Raw genomic sequence first — 19,669 nt, forward strand, 5'->3', positions numbered from 1 at the left:
TGCCCAGCCTTAGGGCTCGGCATCGTGTTTGTTATACCATTCATAGGGACGGATCTTAAAAGAAGTCCGTCCCTATATATTTAAATAGGTATTAATAATATGGCGCAAATCAATCAAAACGAGTTTGTCAAGGAGGTAGCCGATAAGAAGTACGAGTATGGCTTTACCACCGATGTACAGACTGATGTCATACCAAAAGGTTTGAACGAAGATGTCGTTCGACTGATTTCTAAGAAGAAGGGTGAACCGGAGTGGTTGCTCGACTTTCGTTTGAAAGCTTTCCGCTACTGGCAGACACTCCCTGTTCCTAAATGGGGTCATGTCCACGTACCGGAAATCGATTTCCAGGAAATTTCTTATTATGCCGACCCTATGGCAAAGAAACCAGCCAATAAGGAGATCGATCCAGAGCTGGAAAAGACATTCGATAAATTGGGTATTCCTTTGGAAGAGCGTTTGGCACTTAGCGGTACTGCGGTAGATGCCATTATGGACTCAGTTTCTGTGAAGACAACATTTAAGGAGAAACTGGCCGAGAAGGGTATTATTTTCTCTTCTATCGGTGAGGCTGTCAAGAATCATCCGGATTTGGTTCGTCAGTATCTGGGTTCAGTAGTTCCTTATCGCGATAATTTCTCAGCTGCGCTGAATAGTGCAGTATTTAGTGACGGCTCCTTTGTTTATATTCCTAAGGGTGTACGATGTCCGATGGAATTGAGCAGTTATTTCCGTATCAATGCACGCAATACGGGACAGTTTGAGCGTACACTTATCGTTGCGGATGACGATTCTTATGTAAGTTATCTGGAAGGATGTACAGCTCCGATGCGTGATGAGAACCAGTTGCATGCAGCTGTTGTAGAAATCGTTGTCAACGACAATGCAGAGGTGAAGTATTCCACAGTTCAGAACTGGTATCCGGGCGATGAAAACGGAAAAGGTGGAGTACTCAACCTAGTAACGAAACGCGGAGATTTGCGTGGCGTAAACTCAAAACTAAGTTGGACACAGGTAGAGACAGGTTCTGCTATTACCTGGAAATATCCATCATGTATTCTTCGTGGTGACAATTCAGTTGCGGAGTTCTATAGTGTAGCTGTTACCAACCATCATCAGGAAGCTGATACCGGTACCAAGATGATTCATATGGGAAAGAATACCAAGAGTACGATTATATCAAAGGGAATCTCTGCAGGATATAGTCAGAATTCCTACCGAGGACTGGTTCGTGCCACAAGTAATGCCGATAATGCCCGCAACTATAGTTCTTGTGACAGTTTGCTATTAGGCAGTAATTGTGGAGCACACACCTTCCCATATATGGATATACACAATGATACTGCCATTGTAGAGCATGAAGCGACCACCTCAAAGATCAGTGAAGACCAACTCTTCTATTGCAATCAGCGAGGAATACCTACAGAGGAAGCTGTAGGACTTATCGTCAACGGCTATGCCAAGGATGTACTTAATAAACTTCCGATGGAGTTTGCTGTTGAGGCTCAGAAACTTCTTTCCGTATCACTAGAGGGTACTGTAGGATAAGGTAAATAAAATCAGGTAAAGTAAAATTATTATGTTAGAAGTAAAGAATTTACAGGCCACAATTGCTGGCAAAGAGATATTGAAAGGCATCAACCTTACAGTAAAAGATGGTGAAGTACATGCCATCATGGGTCCTAATGGTTCTGGTAAGTCTACCTTGAGTGCCGTTCTTACAGGTAATCCACTTTATACGGTGACAGGTGGTGAGGCAATCTTCAATGGCAAGAACCTTCTGGAGATGAAACCTGAGGATCGTGCCCGTGAAGGTCTTTTCCTCAGCTTCCAGTATCCAGTAGAAATCCCTGGCGTTAGCATGACCAACTTCATGAAGGCTGCCGTGAATGCCAAGCGAGAGTATGAAGGCAAAGAACCACTGAAGGCTGCCGAATTCATGAAACTCATGCGCGAGAAACGCAGTCTTGTAGAACTAGACAGTAAACTGGCTCATCGCTCAGTAAACGAAGGCTTCTCAGGTGGTGAGAAGAAGCGTAATGAGATTTTCCAGATGGCTATGCTTGAACCAAAGTTGAGTATCCTCGATGAAACCGACTCAGGTCTAGACGTCGATGCCATGCGTATCGTAGCAGAGGGAGTCAACAAGATGCATAACGAGAAGACCTCTACAATTGTCATCACCCATTACGAGCGTTTGCTCGATATGATCAAGCCGGATGTAGTACATGTATTATATAAGGGCCGCATTGTGATGACAGCAGGTCCGGAGTTGGCCAAGGAAATAGAAAAGCGCGGTTACGACTGGATCAAAGAAAAGGCAGATGCTGAGTATGGCGAATAATATTCGTCGATGAAATCATGGATTTTTAAGTTTGAATAATGAGTAGCGAAAAACAATATATCGATTTATACAGTGAAGCTCGCCAGATGATTCTTGATCATAGTTCGGCTCCACTGAATGCGGTGCGCGATCAGGCTTTCGAAGATTTCAAAGCACAGGGCTTCCCGAATCGTAAGGTCGAGCGATATAAATATACCAATATGCAGGAACTCTTTGCTCCTGATTATGGTTTGAATTTGAATCGTTTGGAGATACCTGTCGATCCTTATGAGGCTTTCAAGTGCGATGTTCCTAATCTTAGTACATCACTCTACTTTGTCGTCAACGATGCTTTCTATGCCAAGGCATTACCAAAGGTAACCCTTCCAGAAGGAGTCATCATTGACTCTTTGAATCGTGTAGCTACAGAAAAGCCCGAATTCATCGCTAAATATTATGCCAAGATAGCGAAGACCAACGAAGATGCGATAACAGCACTCAATACCATGTTGGCTCAGGACGGACTTTTCGTATATGTGCCAAAGAATACTAAAGTAGATCGTGCCGTTCAGGTTATCAACATACTCCGGTCTGATGTTGATCTGATGATTAACCGTCGTGTATTGATAGTCCTTGAAGAAGGCGCCGAGGCGAAGTTCTTATTCTGTGACCATGCTGCTGACGACCGTAATTTCCTTAGCACACAGGTGATAGAGGCTTACGTAGGTGAGAACGCAAGTTTGGAACTTAACTGTTTGGAGGAAACCCACTATAAGAATGTACGCGTAAGCAATGTATATATCGATCAGCAAGCTAACAGTCGAGTAAATCATAATGTAATCACTCTTCATAATGGTACCACCCGTAATATGCTCAATCTTGTATTCAAGGGTGAAGGTGCAGAATGCCATTGCAATGGTTGCGTGATTGCAGATAAGAGTCAGCATGTAGATAATAACACCCTGATAGATCATCAAGTGGGACATTGTGACAGCAATGTACTTTACAAGTATGTGCTCAATGATAAAGCTGTAGGAGCTTTTGCCGGTAAGGTGTTAGTACGTAAGGATGCACAGAAGACCACCTCCCAAGAGACCAATCAGAATCTTTGTTCTACCAAGGAGGCACGTATGTATACACAGCCAATGCTGGAGATCTATGCAGATGACGTAAAATGTAATCACGGTTCAACGGTTGGTCAACTCAATGATGCAGCGATGTTCTATATGCAGCAGCGAGGAATCAGCGTAGAGGAGGCAAAACTACTGCTTGAATTCGCATTTATCAACGAAGTCATCGATAATATGGAACTGGAACCATTGCGCGATCGCTTGCATCATCTGGTAGAAATGCGTTTCCGCGGCCAACTCAACAAATGTGAAGGCTGTAAACTTTGTAAATAAGAGATTATGTATAATATAGATAAGGTAAGGGAAGATTTTCCGATATTATCGCGCAAAGTCTATGATAAACCATTGGTGTATCTCGACAATGCAGCAACTACACAGAAACCACTTTGTGTGCTCGATGCCATGCGCGATGAATATCTTAACGTCAATGCCAATGTACATCGCGGCATACATTGGATGAGCCAGCAGGCCACCGAACTTCATGAGGCCGCACGTCAGACCGTACGTAAGTTTCTCAATGCCAAGTCTACAACAGAAATCGTGTTTACCCGTGGTACCACAGAGGGACTGAATCTTGTCGCTTCCAGTTTCTGTGATGCCTTCATGCACGAAGGTGACGAAGTCATTGTCAGCACGATGGAACATCATAGCAACATCGTGCCATGGCAGTTGCAAGCCCAGAAGAAAGGTATTGTGCTCAAGGTGATTCCGATGACTGACGAAGGAGAATTGAAGCTCGATGAATTCGAGAAATTGTTTACGAACAAAACCAAAATTGTCAGTGTCACTCAGGTAAGTAATGTGATGGGAACGATAAATCCTGTAAAGGAGATGATCAAGATAGCCCATGCACACGATGTACCCGTTATGGTTGATGGAGCCCAGAGTACACCACATTTCAAGGTAGACATGCAAGACATGGATTGTGATTTCTTCGTTTTCAGTGGTCATAAGATCTACGGTCCTACCGGTATAGGCGTACTCTACGGTAAAGAAGACTGGCTCGACAAATTACCTCCATATCAAGGTGGTGGTGAGATGATAGCCAATGTAAGTTTCGCAGGTACCACCTTTGAGCGTCCCCCTTTGAAGTTTGAAGCCGGCACACCAGATTATGTTGCAAGTAACGGATTAGCCAAGGCTATAGAATACGTTTCCGCTCTTGGTATGGACAATATTGAGGCTCACGAACAAATGCTTACCCGCTATGCTACCGAGAAGATGAAGAACATCGATGGAATGCGTATTTTTGGTACAGCAGATCCAAAGGATGCCGTTATCAGTTTCCTTGTACGCGATATCCATCACATGGATATGGGTACATTGCTCGACCGTTTGGGCATTGCCGTTCGTACCGGCCATCATTGTGCACAACCTCTGATGGATCGTCTGGGCATCCTCGGTACCGTACGAGCAAGTTTTGCCCTCTATAATACCAAGGAAGAAGTAGATGCCCTTGTCGCAGGTATAGAGCGTGTAGCTCAGATGTTTTAGAATTCCTTTTTACATCTCAGTAGACTCCACACAAACCATCCGCCGCAAATAGCACGAAGGATTAGAGAGCAATCTACCGGGAAGATACCCAATACGAAAGCAGACTGTGTTTCCAGCAGAAGCATAGTCTGCTTTGTTGTTATCTCCTTCTCCATAACTTGAGAATAATATTTCCGCAACCATTCCAAAGGCATCCCGAAGCCTTTGGCGATACGGGCGATAGCCTTGACGAAGTTATCGTTCTCTAAAACCTTGTTGCTCTCGTTGACAGATAAAATGATATTCTTTTCCATAATTTTCCTTATTTCCTTGTTTCTGTTGGCAAAATTATGGCCCGTTTGTGCAATATATGTTCTATTCTTGAGTTTTAATGTTAAATATCAAAGATTTTAAAGTCTATTAACAATGTTAGAACCACATTATTATAAAGACCTGATAGAAGCAGGATGTGATGAAGCAGGAAGAGGATGCCTGGCAGGTAGTGTATATGCAGCAGCCGTCATATTGCCTGCAGATTACAACAACCCAGCCCTCAACGATAGCAAAAAGATCTCTCCCCGAAAGCGCTATGCCCTTCGTGAACAGATCCAAGAACAAGCATTAGCCTGGGCAGTAGGCATTGTAACCCCCGAGGAAATTGATAAAATCAATATCCTCCATGCCAGTTTTCTGGCCATGCACAGAGCCCTCGACCAGTTGAAAATACGTCCACAAGCCATCATCGTTGATGGAAACCATTTCGACCCATATCGTCCCTTGCTTGAAGATGGAAGTAGAGGAGAGCCCCTTCCTTTTACTACGATCATCAAGGGAGATGGACATTATCAGTCGATAGCAGCCGCCAGTATTCTGGCCAAGACCTATCGAGATGACTATATGGATGCCTTGGCCAAGGAATATCCATATTATGATTGGGAGAGCAACAAAGGCTATCCTACGAAGAAACACCGTGAAGGAATCCGACAGCATGGAATATCCCCGTTCCATCGTAAAAGCTATAATCTATTAGGAACAGGAGAACTCTCTTTAGACTTTAAGTAATATGCGACACGACAAACTGGAAAAAGAACTGAATCTGTTATTGCTTCTTACAGAGAACCACAATTACGAAGTAGAACAAATCTGCGAGAAGATCGGCATATCCCGTCGTATGCTTTACTATTATCTGGAGAGCTTCCGCGATTGGGGATTCAAGGTAGAGAAGAACGGACGATATTATAGTATCGACCGCCAATCCCCATTCTTCATGCACCTCTTCGAGCGAATCAATTTCACTGAAGACGAAGCCCTCACCCTTTTGGCCATATTAAATAAGGTAGACGACCGTAATGCCATCACAGAGCGCATCCGTCATAAGCTCGACCGATTTTATGACCTCAACATTCTTTCCCATCCAGAGATTCGCGAAAAGACAGCTCATAACGTAAGCGTACTTTATAAAGCCATCAAGTCGAAGCAATTGGTGAAGATCATAGGCTATTCATCACCACATAGCAAATCCGTAAAGGACAGAATCGTAGAACCCTTCCTGCTGTTGAACAATAATAACGAGATACGAGCCTATGAGTATAGTTCCAATATGAACAAAACCTTCAAGGTATCCCGAATGGGTAATGTAGAACTTCTCGATTTGAGTTGGGAGCATGAAGGGAAACACAAACAGATCTATACCGACATATTCATGTTCAGTGGAGAAGATAAACAACATATCAAACTACGTCTAGGTTTACTTTCTCACAATCTCATGCTCGAAGAATATCCAGAGTCACGCAACCATATCACCCAAGAAGACAACCAACATTGGATACTCGACCTGGAAGTCGTGAGCTATCTGGGAATAGGGCGTTTTGTCCTCGGTCTTTTCGAAGATATAGAGATACTCGAGAATGAAGAGTTCAAAGACTATATAGCCCAAAAGATAGGAGCGATGCTGAGCAAGGCAAATTCATAAGTTAAGGCATCAATAACTTACGATTTATTTAAAAATAAGACAAAATTAGCACTTTTTATTAATAAAATTTGGAAGTTTGGTGAAAATAATATAATTTTGTACCCGTTTGTGCGTATCGACGCCTTAATACAGGGACGAGAAAAAAACTTGTAATGTTTGAGGTTTTAGAATACACGAGAGAAGAATAGTTTAATAAAGTAATATTTAGAGATTTTATGGTTAAAAGACTAGCTATGTTTGTAGTCGGCCTTGTTCTTAGTGCAAGTGCGGCTATGGCACAAAAGCAAATCTCCGGTACCGTAATTTCCAGCGAAGACAACGAACCAGTTATTGGTGCGTCTATCAAGGTCGTTGGTACAAGTACTGGAACAGTGACTGACATTAACGGTCATTTCGATTTAAATGTTTCTAACAATGATGTTCGCTTGACATTCTCATACATTGGTATGATCAGCAAGACACTGAAGGCAAGCGAAAACATGAAAGTAGTTCTTGATCCAGAAAACAAGACATTGGATGATGTCGTTGTTATTGGTTATGGTTCAGCTCGTAAGATTGGTACCATCACCGGTAATATCGCTACGGTGAATTCCGACAAGTTGAAGAATACACCATCAACATCAGCCCTTGACAATCTTCAAGGTCAGGTAGCAGGTTTGAGCGTACTTTCTTCATCAGGTGAGGCCGGTGACAACTCATTGAGTGTCAACCTTCATGGTATTGGATCACTCGGAGCCAGCTCAACGCCACTCTACGTTATTGATGGTATTCCTTCATCAAGCCGTACCATTATGGCGATGAATCCAAACGATATCAAGACCGTTTCAGTTTTGAAGGATGCATCAGCAACCTCTATCTACGGTTCACGTGCAGCCAACGGTGTTATCTATATTACAACCAAGAATGGTGGTTACAACTCTAAAGCACAGATTACATTCAGCACTCAGTACGGTTGGTCAACATTGGCTAACAAGAGCTTCTATGAGGACATGATGAGTGGTGACGAACTCTATGATTTCTGGTTGAAGAGTGGGTTGGCAACAGAAGCACAGTTGAAGACCAAATACGATGACAACGGCTATCGTGCCAACACCAAGTGGTATGAGATCTATCAGCAGTTCAATAACCCACAGACACAGAATAACCTGTCTATCCAGGGTGGAAGTGACAAGATCTCTTACATGATAAGTGCATCACAGTTCCATCAGAGAGGTACCGCCGTTGGCAACTATTTCGACAAGTACACCTTCCGTACCAATGTTGATGCAAGACCAAAGGACTGGTTCCGTACAGGTGTAAACTTCAACATCTCTTACGACAAGCGTCAGCGTAATGCCAACTGGGGTAACTCTAGCGACAACTCAAACAACCTGAATGGTGGCTTGTCATACATGGTTAACCCACTTTATCCAGCTTATGATGAGAATGGAAACCTATATCCACAGCGTTTCCCTAACAGCATGCTCAACCCATATTATACTACAGAAAACAATCCAGACGTATATTCGCGTTATGGTTTAGTAGGTAATGTATATGCAGAGATCACCCCTGTCAAGGGTCTGAAGATTCGCTCACGTGTCGGTACCGACCTTTATTTCATCTTGGACAACTGGATGTCATATCCTTCTTATAGCGCAAACAACGGTAGTGGAACGAAAGGTAAGTCAACCTCATTCGAGTATAACAATACAATTACCAACACTATCGAGTACAGTTTCGATGTCAACGAAGACAATCACTTCACCGTACTTGCCGGTCAGGAAGGAACCATTGACAAATACGACTCCTACTATGCACAGTCACAGGGTCAGTTGGTAGATGAACTGATGAACCTTCAGAATGGTAAGAAGGACACCTATGCGATGAAAGAGAATGCAACGACAAGTAAGTTCCTTTCATTCTTCGGTCGTGTAGACTACAACTTGAAGGACACCTATTTTGCCGACCTCACCATCCGTAACGATGCCAGCTCACGTTTCGGTCGTGACAACCGTAATGCCACATTCTGGGCAGCAGGTTTAATGTGGAAGATTGCCAACGAGAAGTTCATGAAGCCTTACAAGTGGGTAAACAACTTAGATGTTAAGGTAAGTTACGGTACTCAGGGTAATGCAGCCATTGGCGATTACGCATCATTGGCACTCCTCGGTACAACCACCGATTTCGGCAACGCAACCTCATTGGTATTCAGTCAGCCACTTACATCAAACCTTACATGGGAGAAGCAGAAATTATTTACTGTTGGTGTAAACGGTCGTCTATGGAATAAGTTCGACTTCGATTTGTCATACTACGATCGTCGAACCAGCAACATGCTCATGAGCGTACCTTACGCATATACCACAGGATTCTCTTCATTGACCAACAACGTTGGTGAAGTTATGAATACAGGTATCGACTTGAAGTTAGGTTACGACATCGTACGTACCAAGGATTACTTCCTGAATGTATCAACAACCTTCAACTACAACTGGATGAAGGTCAACGAACTCTTCGACGGTCGTCATCGTTGGGAGGTAGCCGGTACAATGGTAGCCTATGTAGTAGGCAATCCGGTCATGTACTATCTTCCACTTTATGCCGGTGTAGATCCAGAGGACGGTGCACCAATGTGGTATAAGGCAGGCGAAGATGTCGATGTTACCACCAAGGCCGAGACAACCAAGAAATTTAGTGAGGCAGCCCTTACCCAGAATTCAGGTAAGAAGCGTTATGCTCCTGTTAATGGCGGTTTCAGTGTCATGGGCGGCTACAAGGGACTCAGTTTGCAGGCGGACTTCTCTTATGTACTTGGTAAGTATATGGTAAACAACGATGCATATTTCTATGAGAACCCTAATGTAGTAGGAATAGCATACAACCAGCGCAATACAGTAACCGACTTCTGGACAGAAGACAACAGAAATGCCAAGTTCCCTAAGTGGAGTGACGGTTACACCTTGCAGTTTGATGATCACTTGCTCGAAGACGCATCATTCCTTCGTCTCAAGAGTTTGATAGTAGCCTATACATTGCCAAAGCAGTTGCTCACATGGCAGAATGTAGTCAGTGATATCAAGATTTCGTTTACCGGTCGTAACCTACTCACCTTTACAGGTTACAAGGGTATTGACCCAGAAGCGGGTACAAACCTCTCTTTGGGTAAGATTGGTAACAGCAAGCAATACCTCTTCGGTCTCGAAATTACACTTTAATCAGGTAATCACATAACAAAGAAAACGATAATGAAAATCAATAAATATATCATGGTATTAGGTATGGGTCTTATGGCCCTTACCTCATGTAACATGGATGAAGCCCCAACGACATCAGTCTCTGTAGAGGATGCAAACCATGCTATCAATGACCGCTTGCAACTCGATGCTATGGAGAGAGGTATCAACCAGTCTTTCCGTGCATGCATGTATGGCGATATGTCAATGGTAGACGAAGTGATGTGTGATGGTTTCAATGCTACATCTGACTTCGGTAACAACTATGGTCCAATCCATCGTACAGATGTAAGTCTCACAGCAAGTGATGACGACGTAGAGTCCATGTGGTCAAATATGTATGGTGCTATCAAGAACTACAATATCTTTATCGATAATGTAGAGCGCTATGTACAGATCGATACACTTCCAGAGAATCAAGCAGAAGCACGTTATGGTCAGGCCGAAGCACGTTTCTTCCGTGCCTATTCATACCTACAGTTGGTTCGCCATTATGCTAAAGCTTACAATGCAGCAACAGCCGGTCAAGAGTTAGGCGTACCATTGGTATTGCATTTCGATTTGAAGGCAAAGCCAGCTCGCGCAACAGTAGCAGAAGTGTACGATCGCATCAAGGTAGATTTGGATTCAGCAGCATTACAGTTGAACAAGGTAGTCGGAGAGGCACGTGCAGAGCGTCCTACCGTAGACGCCTTGAACATGATGTACGCTCGTTACTATCTTGATATCAAGGATTACACAAATGCAGCAAAATATGCACAGAAAGTCATCGATACCAAGAAGTACCTTTTGTCAGCAACAGCTGATGAAATGGCAGCAGAGTATACCAACGACGAAGGTACAGAGCCAATCATGCAGTTGCCTGCAACATTGACAGAGAACGGTTCAGGTACCAACGGAGATTACACCCGTTTCGCTGCCTATGCACTACTCAAGCAGTATGGCTATCCTGGTGGCGGTTTGTACGAAGAGCCATATTTCTTGCCATCACAGAAGTTGCTTAACCTGTATGAAGACAAAGACCTTCGTGTAGATCAATGGTTCCAGACAGGTATATACACAGTTTATTTGGCAGGTCGATTCTTCAAGAGTGGTGTCATCACTTTCAACAAGTACGAAGGCAATCCAGCGTTGACATCTAATGGCGTACCAAATGGTCGTCAGCATGTTAAGCCATTCCTGATCAGTGAAGCATACCTGATTGCAGCAGAGGCCAACTTCAAGGCAGGCAACGTTCCAGCAGCCAAGACAGCATTGAACGCTATCCAGAGGGCACGTAAGGCAACCCTTACCGAAGCTACCGAAGAGACCATCGAGAACGAATGGTTCAAGGAGACCGTAGGAGAAGGTTTACGTATGAGTTGCTTGAAGCGTTGGGGCAAAGGTTTCGACGGTCGTGCCGCTCAGCCATTTGCCGCTAAATATGGCGCTGCGCTGACAGATGATCCAAAGAGTTCAGTTCACGTCTACGACTTGAAGAAGTTGTCAGCCGACGACTATCACTGGGTATGGCCTATTCCAGCTCATGAGTTCCGCTTGAACGACAATCTCAAGCAGAACAAAGGATATGATGAAAATTAAAATTAAAATCTCTCTTATATAAACTAAATCTTTTAATGCGAGTCGTCGTGAGACGATTCGCATTTTTTTATATGTATATCCCAGATATATGCAATAAATTAACATTCGTTTAAGTAAAAATCACTTATTTTTTTAATAAAGCATGAATTTAAAATCTAATATGTGTTTATAAAAGATGAAGTTAAATAATAGAATGTGTATAAAACTATATATTTACTATCGTTTTATTATTATATAATAGGTATAAGTATCAATCTGTACCACAAGTGTGGTATTTTGTTGTTAATATATGTAAAAATAACAACCCGAGATATGTGAATATTTGTTAGGTTAATAAAGATGCATTACCTTTGTGATATGTTAAAAAGATAAGGACAACGAATTAACCATTAAAAAGATTGTATTCTGATAAGATTTTTTCGTTGACAGGTTGTACTTAACTCATAAATATAACTTTAATATATGCGTATTTAATTTTTAAGAAAGAGATCTTATGGAAAAAAGACTAACAATGTTTTTAGCCTGTCTGTTTCTGAGTTTAGGAATGGCCCTGGCGCAAAACAAAGTTTCCGGAACCGTGGTTTCTGCCGATGATGGAGAGCCTATTGTTGGCGCCTCAGTATTGATACAAGGCACCAAGACAGGTACAGTAACCAATATCGACGGAGAATTTTCATTGAATGTTCCGGAGGGTAAGAAAATTGTGGTAACTTACATTGGAATGAAATCCCAAGTTGTTGCGGCAAAGGCTAACATGAAGATTAGCTTGCATCCGGATGACAAAACTTTGGGCGAGGTCGTCGTAACCGGTATGACCCAGATGGACAAGCGATTGTTCTCAGGAGCCACCACCAAGGTGAGCGCAGCCGACGCCAAGATCGACGGTATGGCCGATATCAGCCGTTCCCTCGAAGGTCGTGCAGCCGGTGTCAGCGTACAGAACGTCACCGGTACCTTTGGTACAGCACCGAAGATTCGTGTTCGTGGAGCCACCTCAATTTACGGTAGTTCAAAACCACTATGGGTTGTTGATGGCGTCATCATGGAAGACGTACAAGAAGTAGATGCCGACGCCCTATCATCAGGTAATGCTGAGACCCTGATATCATCAGCGATAGCAGGATTGAATGCCGATGATATCGAGAGCTTCCAGATATTGAAAGACGGTTCTGCCACCTCTATCTATGGTGCCCGCGCCATGGCCGGTGTGATTGTTGTAACCACCAAGCGAGGTAAAGCAGGTACAGCCCATATCAACTATACCGGTGAGTACACCATGCGCTTGAAGCCAAGTTACAACAACTTCAATATCATGAACTCACAAGACCAGATGGGCATCTATCAGGAACTCCAGCAGAAAGGATACCTGAACTATGCCGAGACCGCCAATAAGATGAATGGTGGTATCTATTCGAAGATGTACAACCTTCTCACCACCTACGATGAGACCACCGGTCAGTTTGCCCTTGCCAACACCACAAAAGCACGAGACGCCTATCTGCGTGCTGCCGAGTATAGAAACACCGACTGGTTCGATTTGCTTTTCTCTAACGCCATCATGCAGAACCACTCTGTCAGCATGTCAGGAGGTTCCGATCGTGCCAACTACTATGCATCAGTATCAGCGATGTACGATCCAGGATGGACCCTACAGAGTAGAGTACAGCGCTATACCGCCAATTTGAACAACACCTTCCACATCAACAAGATGCTCGATGCCACCATGCTTGCCAATGCATCATTCCGCAGACAGAAAGCACCGGGAACATTGACTTCAGATGTAGACGTTGTATCAGGAAAGGTAAAGCGCGATTTCGATATCAACCCATATTCATATGCCATGAACACCTCACGTGCGTTGGATCCAAATGAATACTACACAAGAAACTACGCACCATTCAACATCTTCCACGAGTTGGAGAGCAACTATATGGATTTAGGTGTGAACGATTTCCGTCTCACTGGTCAGTTAGATTTCAAGCCTATCGAAGGATTGAAACTATCTATGCTGGGTTCCGTAAAATATTCTACGACATCTCAGGAGCACTACGTATTGGATGATGCCAACCAAGCATTGGCATACCGCGCAATGGGCACATCTACCATTCGTAACAACAACCCGTTCCTGTATAGAGATCCAGACAACATCTATGCGTTGCCAATCTCAGTATTGCCAAACGGAGGTATTTTCGAGCGTACAGACAACAGTATGTTCGGTTGGGACACCCGATTCTCTGCAACCTATAACACCGTGATCAACAACGACCATATCTTGAACCTCTTCGGAAGTATCGAGACAAGTTCAGTAGATCGTCACAGAACTTGGTTCCGTGGTTGGGGTATGCAATATTCAATGGGAGAGATTGCCAATTACGCATACGAAGTATTCAAGAAAGGTGTAGAAAACAATACCGACTATTATGCATTAGGCAATAGCCATGTTCGTAGCGCATCCTTTGTAGGTATGGCCAACTACTCATACAAAGGCAGATACTCATTGAACCTTACAGCCCGCGATGAAGGAACCAACTTCCTCGGCAAGGCAACATCAGCCCGCTGGTTGCCAACGTGGAACGTATCAGCAGCATGGAGTGCACACGAAGAACCATGGTTCCAGCGCGCCTTCGGCAAAACATGGACAGATGCGAAATTACGTTTGAGCTACTCACTTACCGGTGACCGTCCATCTGTAACCAACTCATATCCAATCATCAAAAGTTACAACCCATGGCGTCCAACTGCTAGTGTTAAAGAGTCTGGACTCTATGTAGCAAGTTTGGGTAACGAAGAACTCACCTATGAGAAGAAGAAAGAGTTCAACCTCGGCTTAGACTTAGGATTCTTCAACAACCGATTGAACCTCCAGGTAGATACCTATTGGCGTAACAACTACGACTTGATCGGTTGTGCCACGACAGAAGGTCTCGGTGGAGAGATTATGAAATTTGGTAATATCGCCACAATGAAATCAAATGGTGTAGATTTAGCGATCAGCTCAGTGAATATCAAGACCAAGAATTTCAGTTGGATAACCAATTTCAACTACTCACATCTACATAACGAGGTTACAGAGTTGAAGACCACCAAACGCATTATCGATCTTGTTTCCGGCAATGGATTCGCACAGGAAGGCTATCCGGTAAGAGCCTTGTTCTCTATACCTTTCATGGGATTGAACAGCGAGGGTCTTCCAACATTCCTCGATCAAGACGGAAACATCTCCGTTTCAGGTATCTACTTCCAGGAGAACAATCCAGATAAGTTAGGCTTCTTGAAGTATGAAGGATCTGTAGAGCCAACCGACTTCGGTTCATTAGGCAACGTCTTCAAGTATAAAGGATGGACCTTGAACTTCTACATCACCTATTCTTTCGGCAATGTAGTACGTCTCGCCCCAGTATTCTCTAACGAATACGACGACCTCACCTCAATGCCAAAGGATTTCAAAAACCGTTTTGTCAATTCAGGTGACGAGAAGACCACAACGATACCGGTGATAGCAAGTGCCCGTCAGAACGAGTTGGATACCAACCTTAGCTACGCCTATAACGCTTACAACTATTCAACAGAGCGTATCGCCAAAGGCGACTTCATCCGTATGAAGGAAATCTCATTAGCTTACGATTTTCCACGCACTTGGTTGAATAGCCTAAGAGTTAACAACCTCTCATTGAAGTTGCAAGCTACCAACCTGTTCTTGTTCTATGCGGACAAGAAGTTGAATGGTCAAGATCCGGAATTCGTTAACAATGGTGGTGTAGCCGTACCAGTACCAAAGCAGTTTACACTTACTTTAAGATTTGGACTTTAAAATAGAAGACAATGAAAATCAAAAAGATATTTTACAGCACACTAACATTAGCATTTGCCGGGATGACCCTTATATCATGTAACGACTTCCTTGACAAGATGCCCGACAACCGTGCCACTATAGATACAGACGACGAAGCTATCTCACTACTTACTTCAGCCTATCCGGAGAATGATTACATGATGGTAGGTGAGTTTATGTCAGACAATGTAGACGATTACGGAGCCAACAATCCATATACCGATCGCTTTATCGATCAAGTGTACCATTGGCAAGACGTTACCGAGGACGATAGTGAGTCACCGGAAGAGTTCTGGCAGGCATCCTATAAGGCCATTGCCAATGCCAATCAAGCCCTAGCTTCAATCGAAGAGATGGGTGCAAACAAGTCTGAGAAATTGTCTCGTGCCAAAGGCGAAGCATTGCTTTGTCGCGCCTATAATCATTTTATGCTCACCAATATGTTCTGTAAGAACTATAATGACACAACGAGCAACAAGGATTTAGGTATACCATATATGGAAGCCCCTGAGACCACACTTTATCCTAAGTATTCGCGCGGTACGGTGGCCGAAGACTACGAGAAGATCGAGACAGACCTTCTTGAAGGTCTGTCACTGGTAGGCGATGCCGACTACAAAGTGCCAAAATACCATTTCAATGTCAAGGCAGCCTACGCCTTTGCCAGCCGTTTCTATCTGTACTACGAGAAATGGGACAAAGTCATCCAGTATGCTGATCTGTTGTTAGGTTCTGATGCCAAGTCACAGTTGAGAGACTGGTCACAGGTAGCAACGATGACAACATCTTTCGATGCAGAGTCACAACACTACATCGATGTCAGTCTGAATGCCAACCTATTGCTGCTCACCGCATACTCATCACTGCCATTGGCAACAGGTCCATACAGATATTACACCAGATATTCACATGGCAACTATCTGGCACAGAACGAAGATTGCAAGGCATCAAACCTGTGGGGAAGCTATATCTACTTCTATTCACGTCCTCATACCTACAGTGCAACCAACCTCGACCGTGTGATATTCTACAAGTTACCATACCTGTTTGAATATACCGACCCTGTGGCAGGTATCGGTTACCGTCATACCGTATATCCAGCCTTCACCACAGACGAAGCCCTACTCAATAGAGCAGAAGCCTATGTGATGCTGAAACAGTATGACAAAGCTGCCGAAGACCTGAACACCTGGATGCACAACATCACCAGATCTACCACCCAGCTTACTCCGGAGAAGATCACCACCTTCTACAAGTCAAAGGCATATTCTTATGACGATGATGCCAAGATCGCCTCTACCATAAAGAAACACCTTCATCCGGCCTTCAAGATCGACGAAGAAGGTAGCACCCAAGAGTGCATGCTCCAGGCCGTATTAGGTTTCCGTCGTATCGAGACCCTTCAGACCGGACTCCGTTGGTTCGATATCAAGCGATATGGCATAGAGATCGTACGTCGTGTAATTGGTGCAGACGGCAAGCCAGCCAAGTTGGTAGACGTATTGAAAGTCAACGACCCACGTAGAGCCGTACAGATACCATCCAAGGTTGTTGCAGCAGGTTTGGAAGCTAACCCAAGATAAATAACATATTAAGAAATATAGATATGAAAAAATATATATTGTATTCCATGTTGTTGGCATTGTCGGTATCATCACTGACCTCATGCTCAGAGGATTCACTCGATGATCACAGTATCATCAAGTCATCACAGACCGAAGATAATGCCTTCGACAAATGGCTTACAGCCAATTATATAAATCCATACAACATTCGTTTTGAATACCGTTACGACGATAACGAGACCGATATGGATTATTTTAATGTTCCTGCAGACTATGACAAGGCCGTGAAATTAGCGCATATCGTCAAGTATGCCTGTATCGAAGCCTATGATGCCGTAGGTGGAGTAGCCTTCACCCGTAATTACTTCCCAAAGCTCCTCTATACCACAGGAGAATTTGAGTATCGCAACAACGGTACCATGATTCTCGGTACAGCCGAGGGAGGTCGCAAGATCTTCCTTGCCGGAACCAACAAGTTAGATACCTATGGTAGCACCCGTGACGGCCTTAATGAATATTATCTGAAGACCATCCATCACGAGTTCACCCATATCCTCAACCAGACCAAGGATTACAGTCCAAGTTTCCAGTTTATCACAGGTTCATCCTATCTGTTGGATGACTGGAGCAGCGATGAAGGCAAGAGCGGTTATCTTACTCGTGGTTTCATCACAGCCTATTCACAGTACTCCCCAACAGAGGATTTCGCAGAGATGCTATCAACCTATCTTACCAATCCACAGTCAAAGTGGGACAGCTGGATGACATCAGCAGGTACCGAAGGTGCATCATTGATCGGTCAGAAGTTGGAGGTCGTTCGCAACTACATGAAAGATTCTTGGCATATCGACATCGACAAGTTGCGTGATGAAATTCTCAAACGTGAGGACGATGTCGTTAAAGGCAAAGTAGATTTAACAGATTTGACGGTTAAATAAAAACAGATGAAATTATGAAAATCAATAAAGCACTTATATATATACTTCTGGTTCTTCCGGCAATTCTGTTCCAGTCTTGTCTGATGAACGAAGAAGATAAATTCGATGATTCAGCAGCCAATCGTTTGCAGAAACGTTTGGAAGAGACCCAGAAAGTTTTGGTCAGTTCGCAATATGGATGGGCATTCGACTACTATCCTGATCGCGAGCAGAGCTATGGCGGTATCAACTATACCGTAAGGTTCACCAAAGACTCAGCCTATGTCGGCAAACTCGGTGCCGGTGAGGAGGTAGCCTCTTTGTATAAGATGGCCACCAACAATGGTCCGGAATTATCTTTCGACACCTACAACACCCTGATGCACCAGTATGCCACCCCAAGTTCATCTCGTTATGAAGCATACGACGGCGACTTCGAGTTTATCATCGACAGTGTAGGCGACGATAAGGTCAAGATACACGGTATCCGAAGTAAGAACGTCATGTACCTGTATAAACTCACCGAACCGGCAGAGAAATACCTGGAGAAGGTAGCCAAAGAACAAGCCGAATTCGCATTCTCAGGTTTGGAAGGCAAGAACGGAGAAGAATCCGTTTCAGTAAGTCTCGATGCGTATGACAGACAAGCATCCTATCTCTATTGTCCGGACAGCACCGAAGACGCGTCAGCCTTCATCTTCTCCGACAAAGGTATCCGTTTCTACAAGCCAATCACCGTGAACGGCGAGTCAGACTACGACTTCGAGTATCATGCCGATAATGCCACCTTTACCGGTGTCAACAATCCATCATTGGTATTGAAAGGCATCCTCTCACCAGAATATATCATCAAAGTGTTGAAGGGATCCGTAGGCTTTACTAACGAAGCATCAACCCGCACCGTAGAAATCGCCAACTTGGATCAGTTCACCTTCTCTACTGAAGACGACTGGTTGACCGTAACTACAGACAAGAACACCCTGACGATTTCAACAACTGCCAATACCACAGGCGAATGTCGTATGGGTAGCATCCTTGTTAAGTCAGCCCGTAGCGAGGCAACCCTTTCTGTAGTACAGGCCGATCCGGACGAAAACTTCGTAGGCATCTACGACTACGGATATTACGATTCCGAGGATAGTCCTACATTCGGTTATGGTAAACTGACCAAGGTAGCCGACAAGAAGTACAAGTTCTCGTTCACCATGGCAGTAGGAAGTTTGAATGTACCGATGGAAATTCCATTGACCTACAACCCTGATAATGCCACATTCTACTGGCAGAGTGGTCAGATCGTCAGTCCAGAGACCGTATTAGGCTATTATGTATTTGCAGGATTCCTCAATACAGAATTCACCAATTGGACCAAGTTCAGCACCGACTATTATGCCACATTCGCCATGCAGAACGACAAAGATAACGGAACCTATTCTGTTATCGGCGGTAACTTCGACAACGAAGAGATTGGTGGTGTCTTGGTAGGAGCCCTGAATGGTCCGGAGGTCATCGAAGGCAACTATGCCGGATATATCGAATTCCTTCAGGGCCTCATGATCTTAAAGGAATCAGGAGCATCTTCCAAGCAAAAGCTACAGAAGAAGTTTCAGACCCGCAAGCATGGTCACATCTCCTTGAAAAGGATAAATATAAAATAACCCACAAGATTA

At 43.9% G+C, this 19,669-nt stretch carries 13 protein-coding genes; 12 read left to right on the top strand and 1 reads right to left on the bottom strand.

Annotated elements, in window-relative coordinates; all coding sequences use genetic code 11:
- Positions 1 to 99 precede the first annotated feature (99 nt).
- From sufB to K333_RS0106140, 4 genes are read left to right on the top strand one after another with little or no spacing between them, the layout of a single operon-like run.
- The gene (gene sufB / locus K333_RS0106125; RefSeq protein ID WP_024989783.1) at positions 100 to 1,545 is read left to right on the top strand and encodes a Fe-S cluster assembly protein SufB; all 1,446 of its coding nucleotides are present in this window, start codon (positions 100 to 102) and stop codon (positions 1,543 to 1,545) included.
- Between the two features lie 31 nt (positions 1,546 to 1,576).
- Positions 1,577 to 2,341 (top strand): Fe-S cluster assembly ATPase SufC, encoded by a 765-nt coding sequence (sufC, locus tag K333_RS0106130; protein ID WP_024989784.1) that lies wholly within the window; start codon positions 1,577 to 1,579, stop codon positions 2,339 to 2,341.
- A 38-nt stretch (positions 2,342 to 2,379) separates the two neighbouring features.
- On the top strand, positions 2,380 to 3,723 hold the full coding sequence (sufD, locus tag K333_RS0106135; RefSeq protein ID WP_024989785.1) for a Fe-S cluster assembly protein SufD: 1,344 nt from the start codon (positions 2,380 to 2,382) through the stop codon (positions 3,721 to 3,723).
- A 6-nt stretch (positions 3,724 to 3,729) separates the two neighbouring features.
- A complete protein-coding gene (locus K333_RS0106140; protein ID WP_024989786.1) occupies positions 3,730 to 4,944 on the top strand; it encodes an aminotransferase class V-fold PLP-dependent enzyme in 1,215 nt (404 codons plus the stop codon).
- On the opposite strand, the gene K333_RS0106145 is transcribed toward K333_RS0106140, so the two are convergent.
- The gene (locus K333_RS0106145; protein ID WP_024989787.1) at positions 4,941 to 5,237 is read right to left on the bottom strand and encodes a hypothetical protein; all 297 of its coding nucleotides are present in this window, start codon (positions 5,235 to 5,237) and stop codon (positions 4,941 to 4,943) included. The two genes, K333_RS0106140 and K333_RS0106145, sit on opposite strands and share 4 nt — an antisense overlap.
- Positions 5,238 to 5,349: 112 nt before the next feature.
- Here K333_RS0106145 and K333_RS0106150 point away from each other — a divergent pair, with 112 nt between their 5' ends.
- The 8 genes from K333_RS0106150 to K333_RS12025 all read left to right on the top strand — a co-directional run bounded on the left by K333_RS0106150 (position 5,350) and on the right by K333_RS12025 (position 19,657).
- Positions 5,350 to 5,985 (top strand): ribonuclease HII, encoded by a 636-nt coding sequence (locus K333_RS0106150; RefSeq protein ID WP_024989788.1) that lies wholly within the window; start codon positions 5,350 to 5,352, stop codon positions 5,983 to 5,985.
- Between the two features lies 1 nt (position 5,986).
- Positions 5,987 to 6,895, top strand: coding sequence for a helix-turn-helix transcriptional regulator (locus K333_RS0106155; RefSeq protein ID WP_024989789.1), 909 nt, complete (start codon positions 5,987 to 5,989; stop codon positions 6,893 to 6,895).
- A 215-nt stretch (positions 6,896 to 7,110) separates the two neighbouring features.
- Entirely contained in the window at positions 7,111 to 10,089 is a 2,979-nt protein-coding gene (locus K333_RS0106160) for a SusC/RagA family TonB-linked outer membrane protein (protein ID WP_024989790.1), read from the top strand.
- A 30-nt stretch (positions 10,090 to 10,119) separates the two neighbouring features.
- Positions 10,120 to 11,688: a RagB/SusD family nutrient uptake outer membrane protein gene (locus K333_RS0106165; RefSeq protein ID WP_036889092.1), complete on the top strand. Its 1,569-nt coding sequence runs from the start codon at positions 10,120 to 10,122 to the stop codon at positions 11,686 to 11,688.
- Between the two features lie 493 nt (positions 11,689 to 12,181).
- Positions 12,182 to 15,499: a SusC/RagA family TonB-linked outer membrane protein gene (locus K333_RS0106170; RefSeq protein WP_024989791.1), complete on the top strand. Its 3,318-nt coding sequence runs from the start codon at positions 12,182 to 12,184 to the stop codon at positions 15,497 to 15,499.
- A gap of 11 nt (positions 15,500 to 15,510) precedes the next feature.
- Positions 15,511 to 17,103, top strand: coding sequence for a RagB/SusD family nutrient uptake outer membrane protein (locus K333_RS0106175; RefSeq protein WP_027452460.1), 1,593 nt, complete (start codon positions 15,511 to 15,513; stop codon positions 17,101 to 17,103).
- Between the two features lie 23 nt (positions 17,104 to 17,126).
- Positions 17,127 to 18,023 carry a zinc-binding metallopeptidase gene (locus K333_RS0106180; protein WP_024989792.1) on the top strand — a complete coding sequence of 299 codons (897 nt, stop codon included), beginning with the start codon at positions 17,127 to 17,129 and terminating at the stop codon, positions 18,021 to 18,023.
- Between the two features lie 14 nt (positions 18,024 to 18,037).
- Positions 18,038 to 19,657 (top strand): DUF4302 domain-containing protein, encoded by a 1,620-nt coding sequence (locus K333_RS12025; protein ID WP_024989793.1) that lies wholly within the window; start codon positions 18,038 to 18,040, stop codon positions 19,655 to 19,657.
- The last annotated feature ends 12 nt before the right edge of the window (positions 19,658 to 19,669 follow it).

Source organism: Segatella albensis DSM 11370 = JCM 12258, from assembly GCF_000426565.1.
GTDB classification, from domain to species: domain Bacteria; phylum Bacteroidota; class Bacteroidia; order Bacteroidales; family Bacteroidaceae; genus Prevotella; species Prevotella albensis.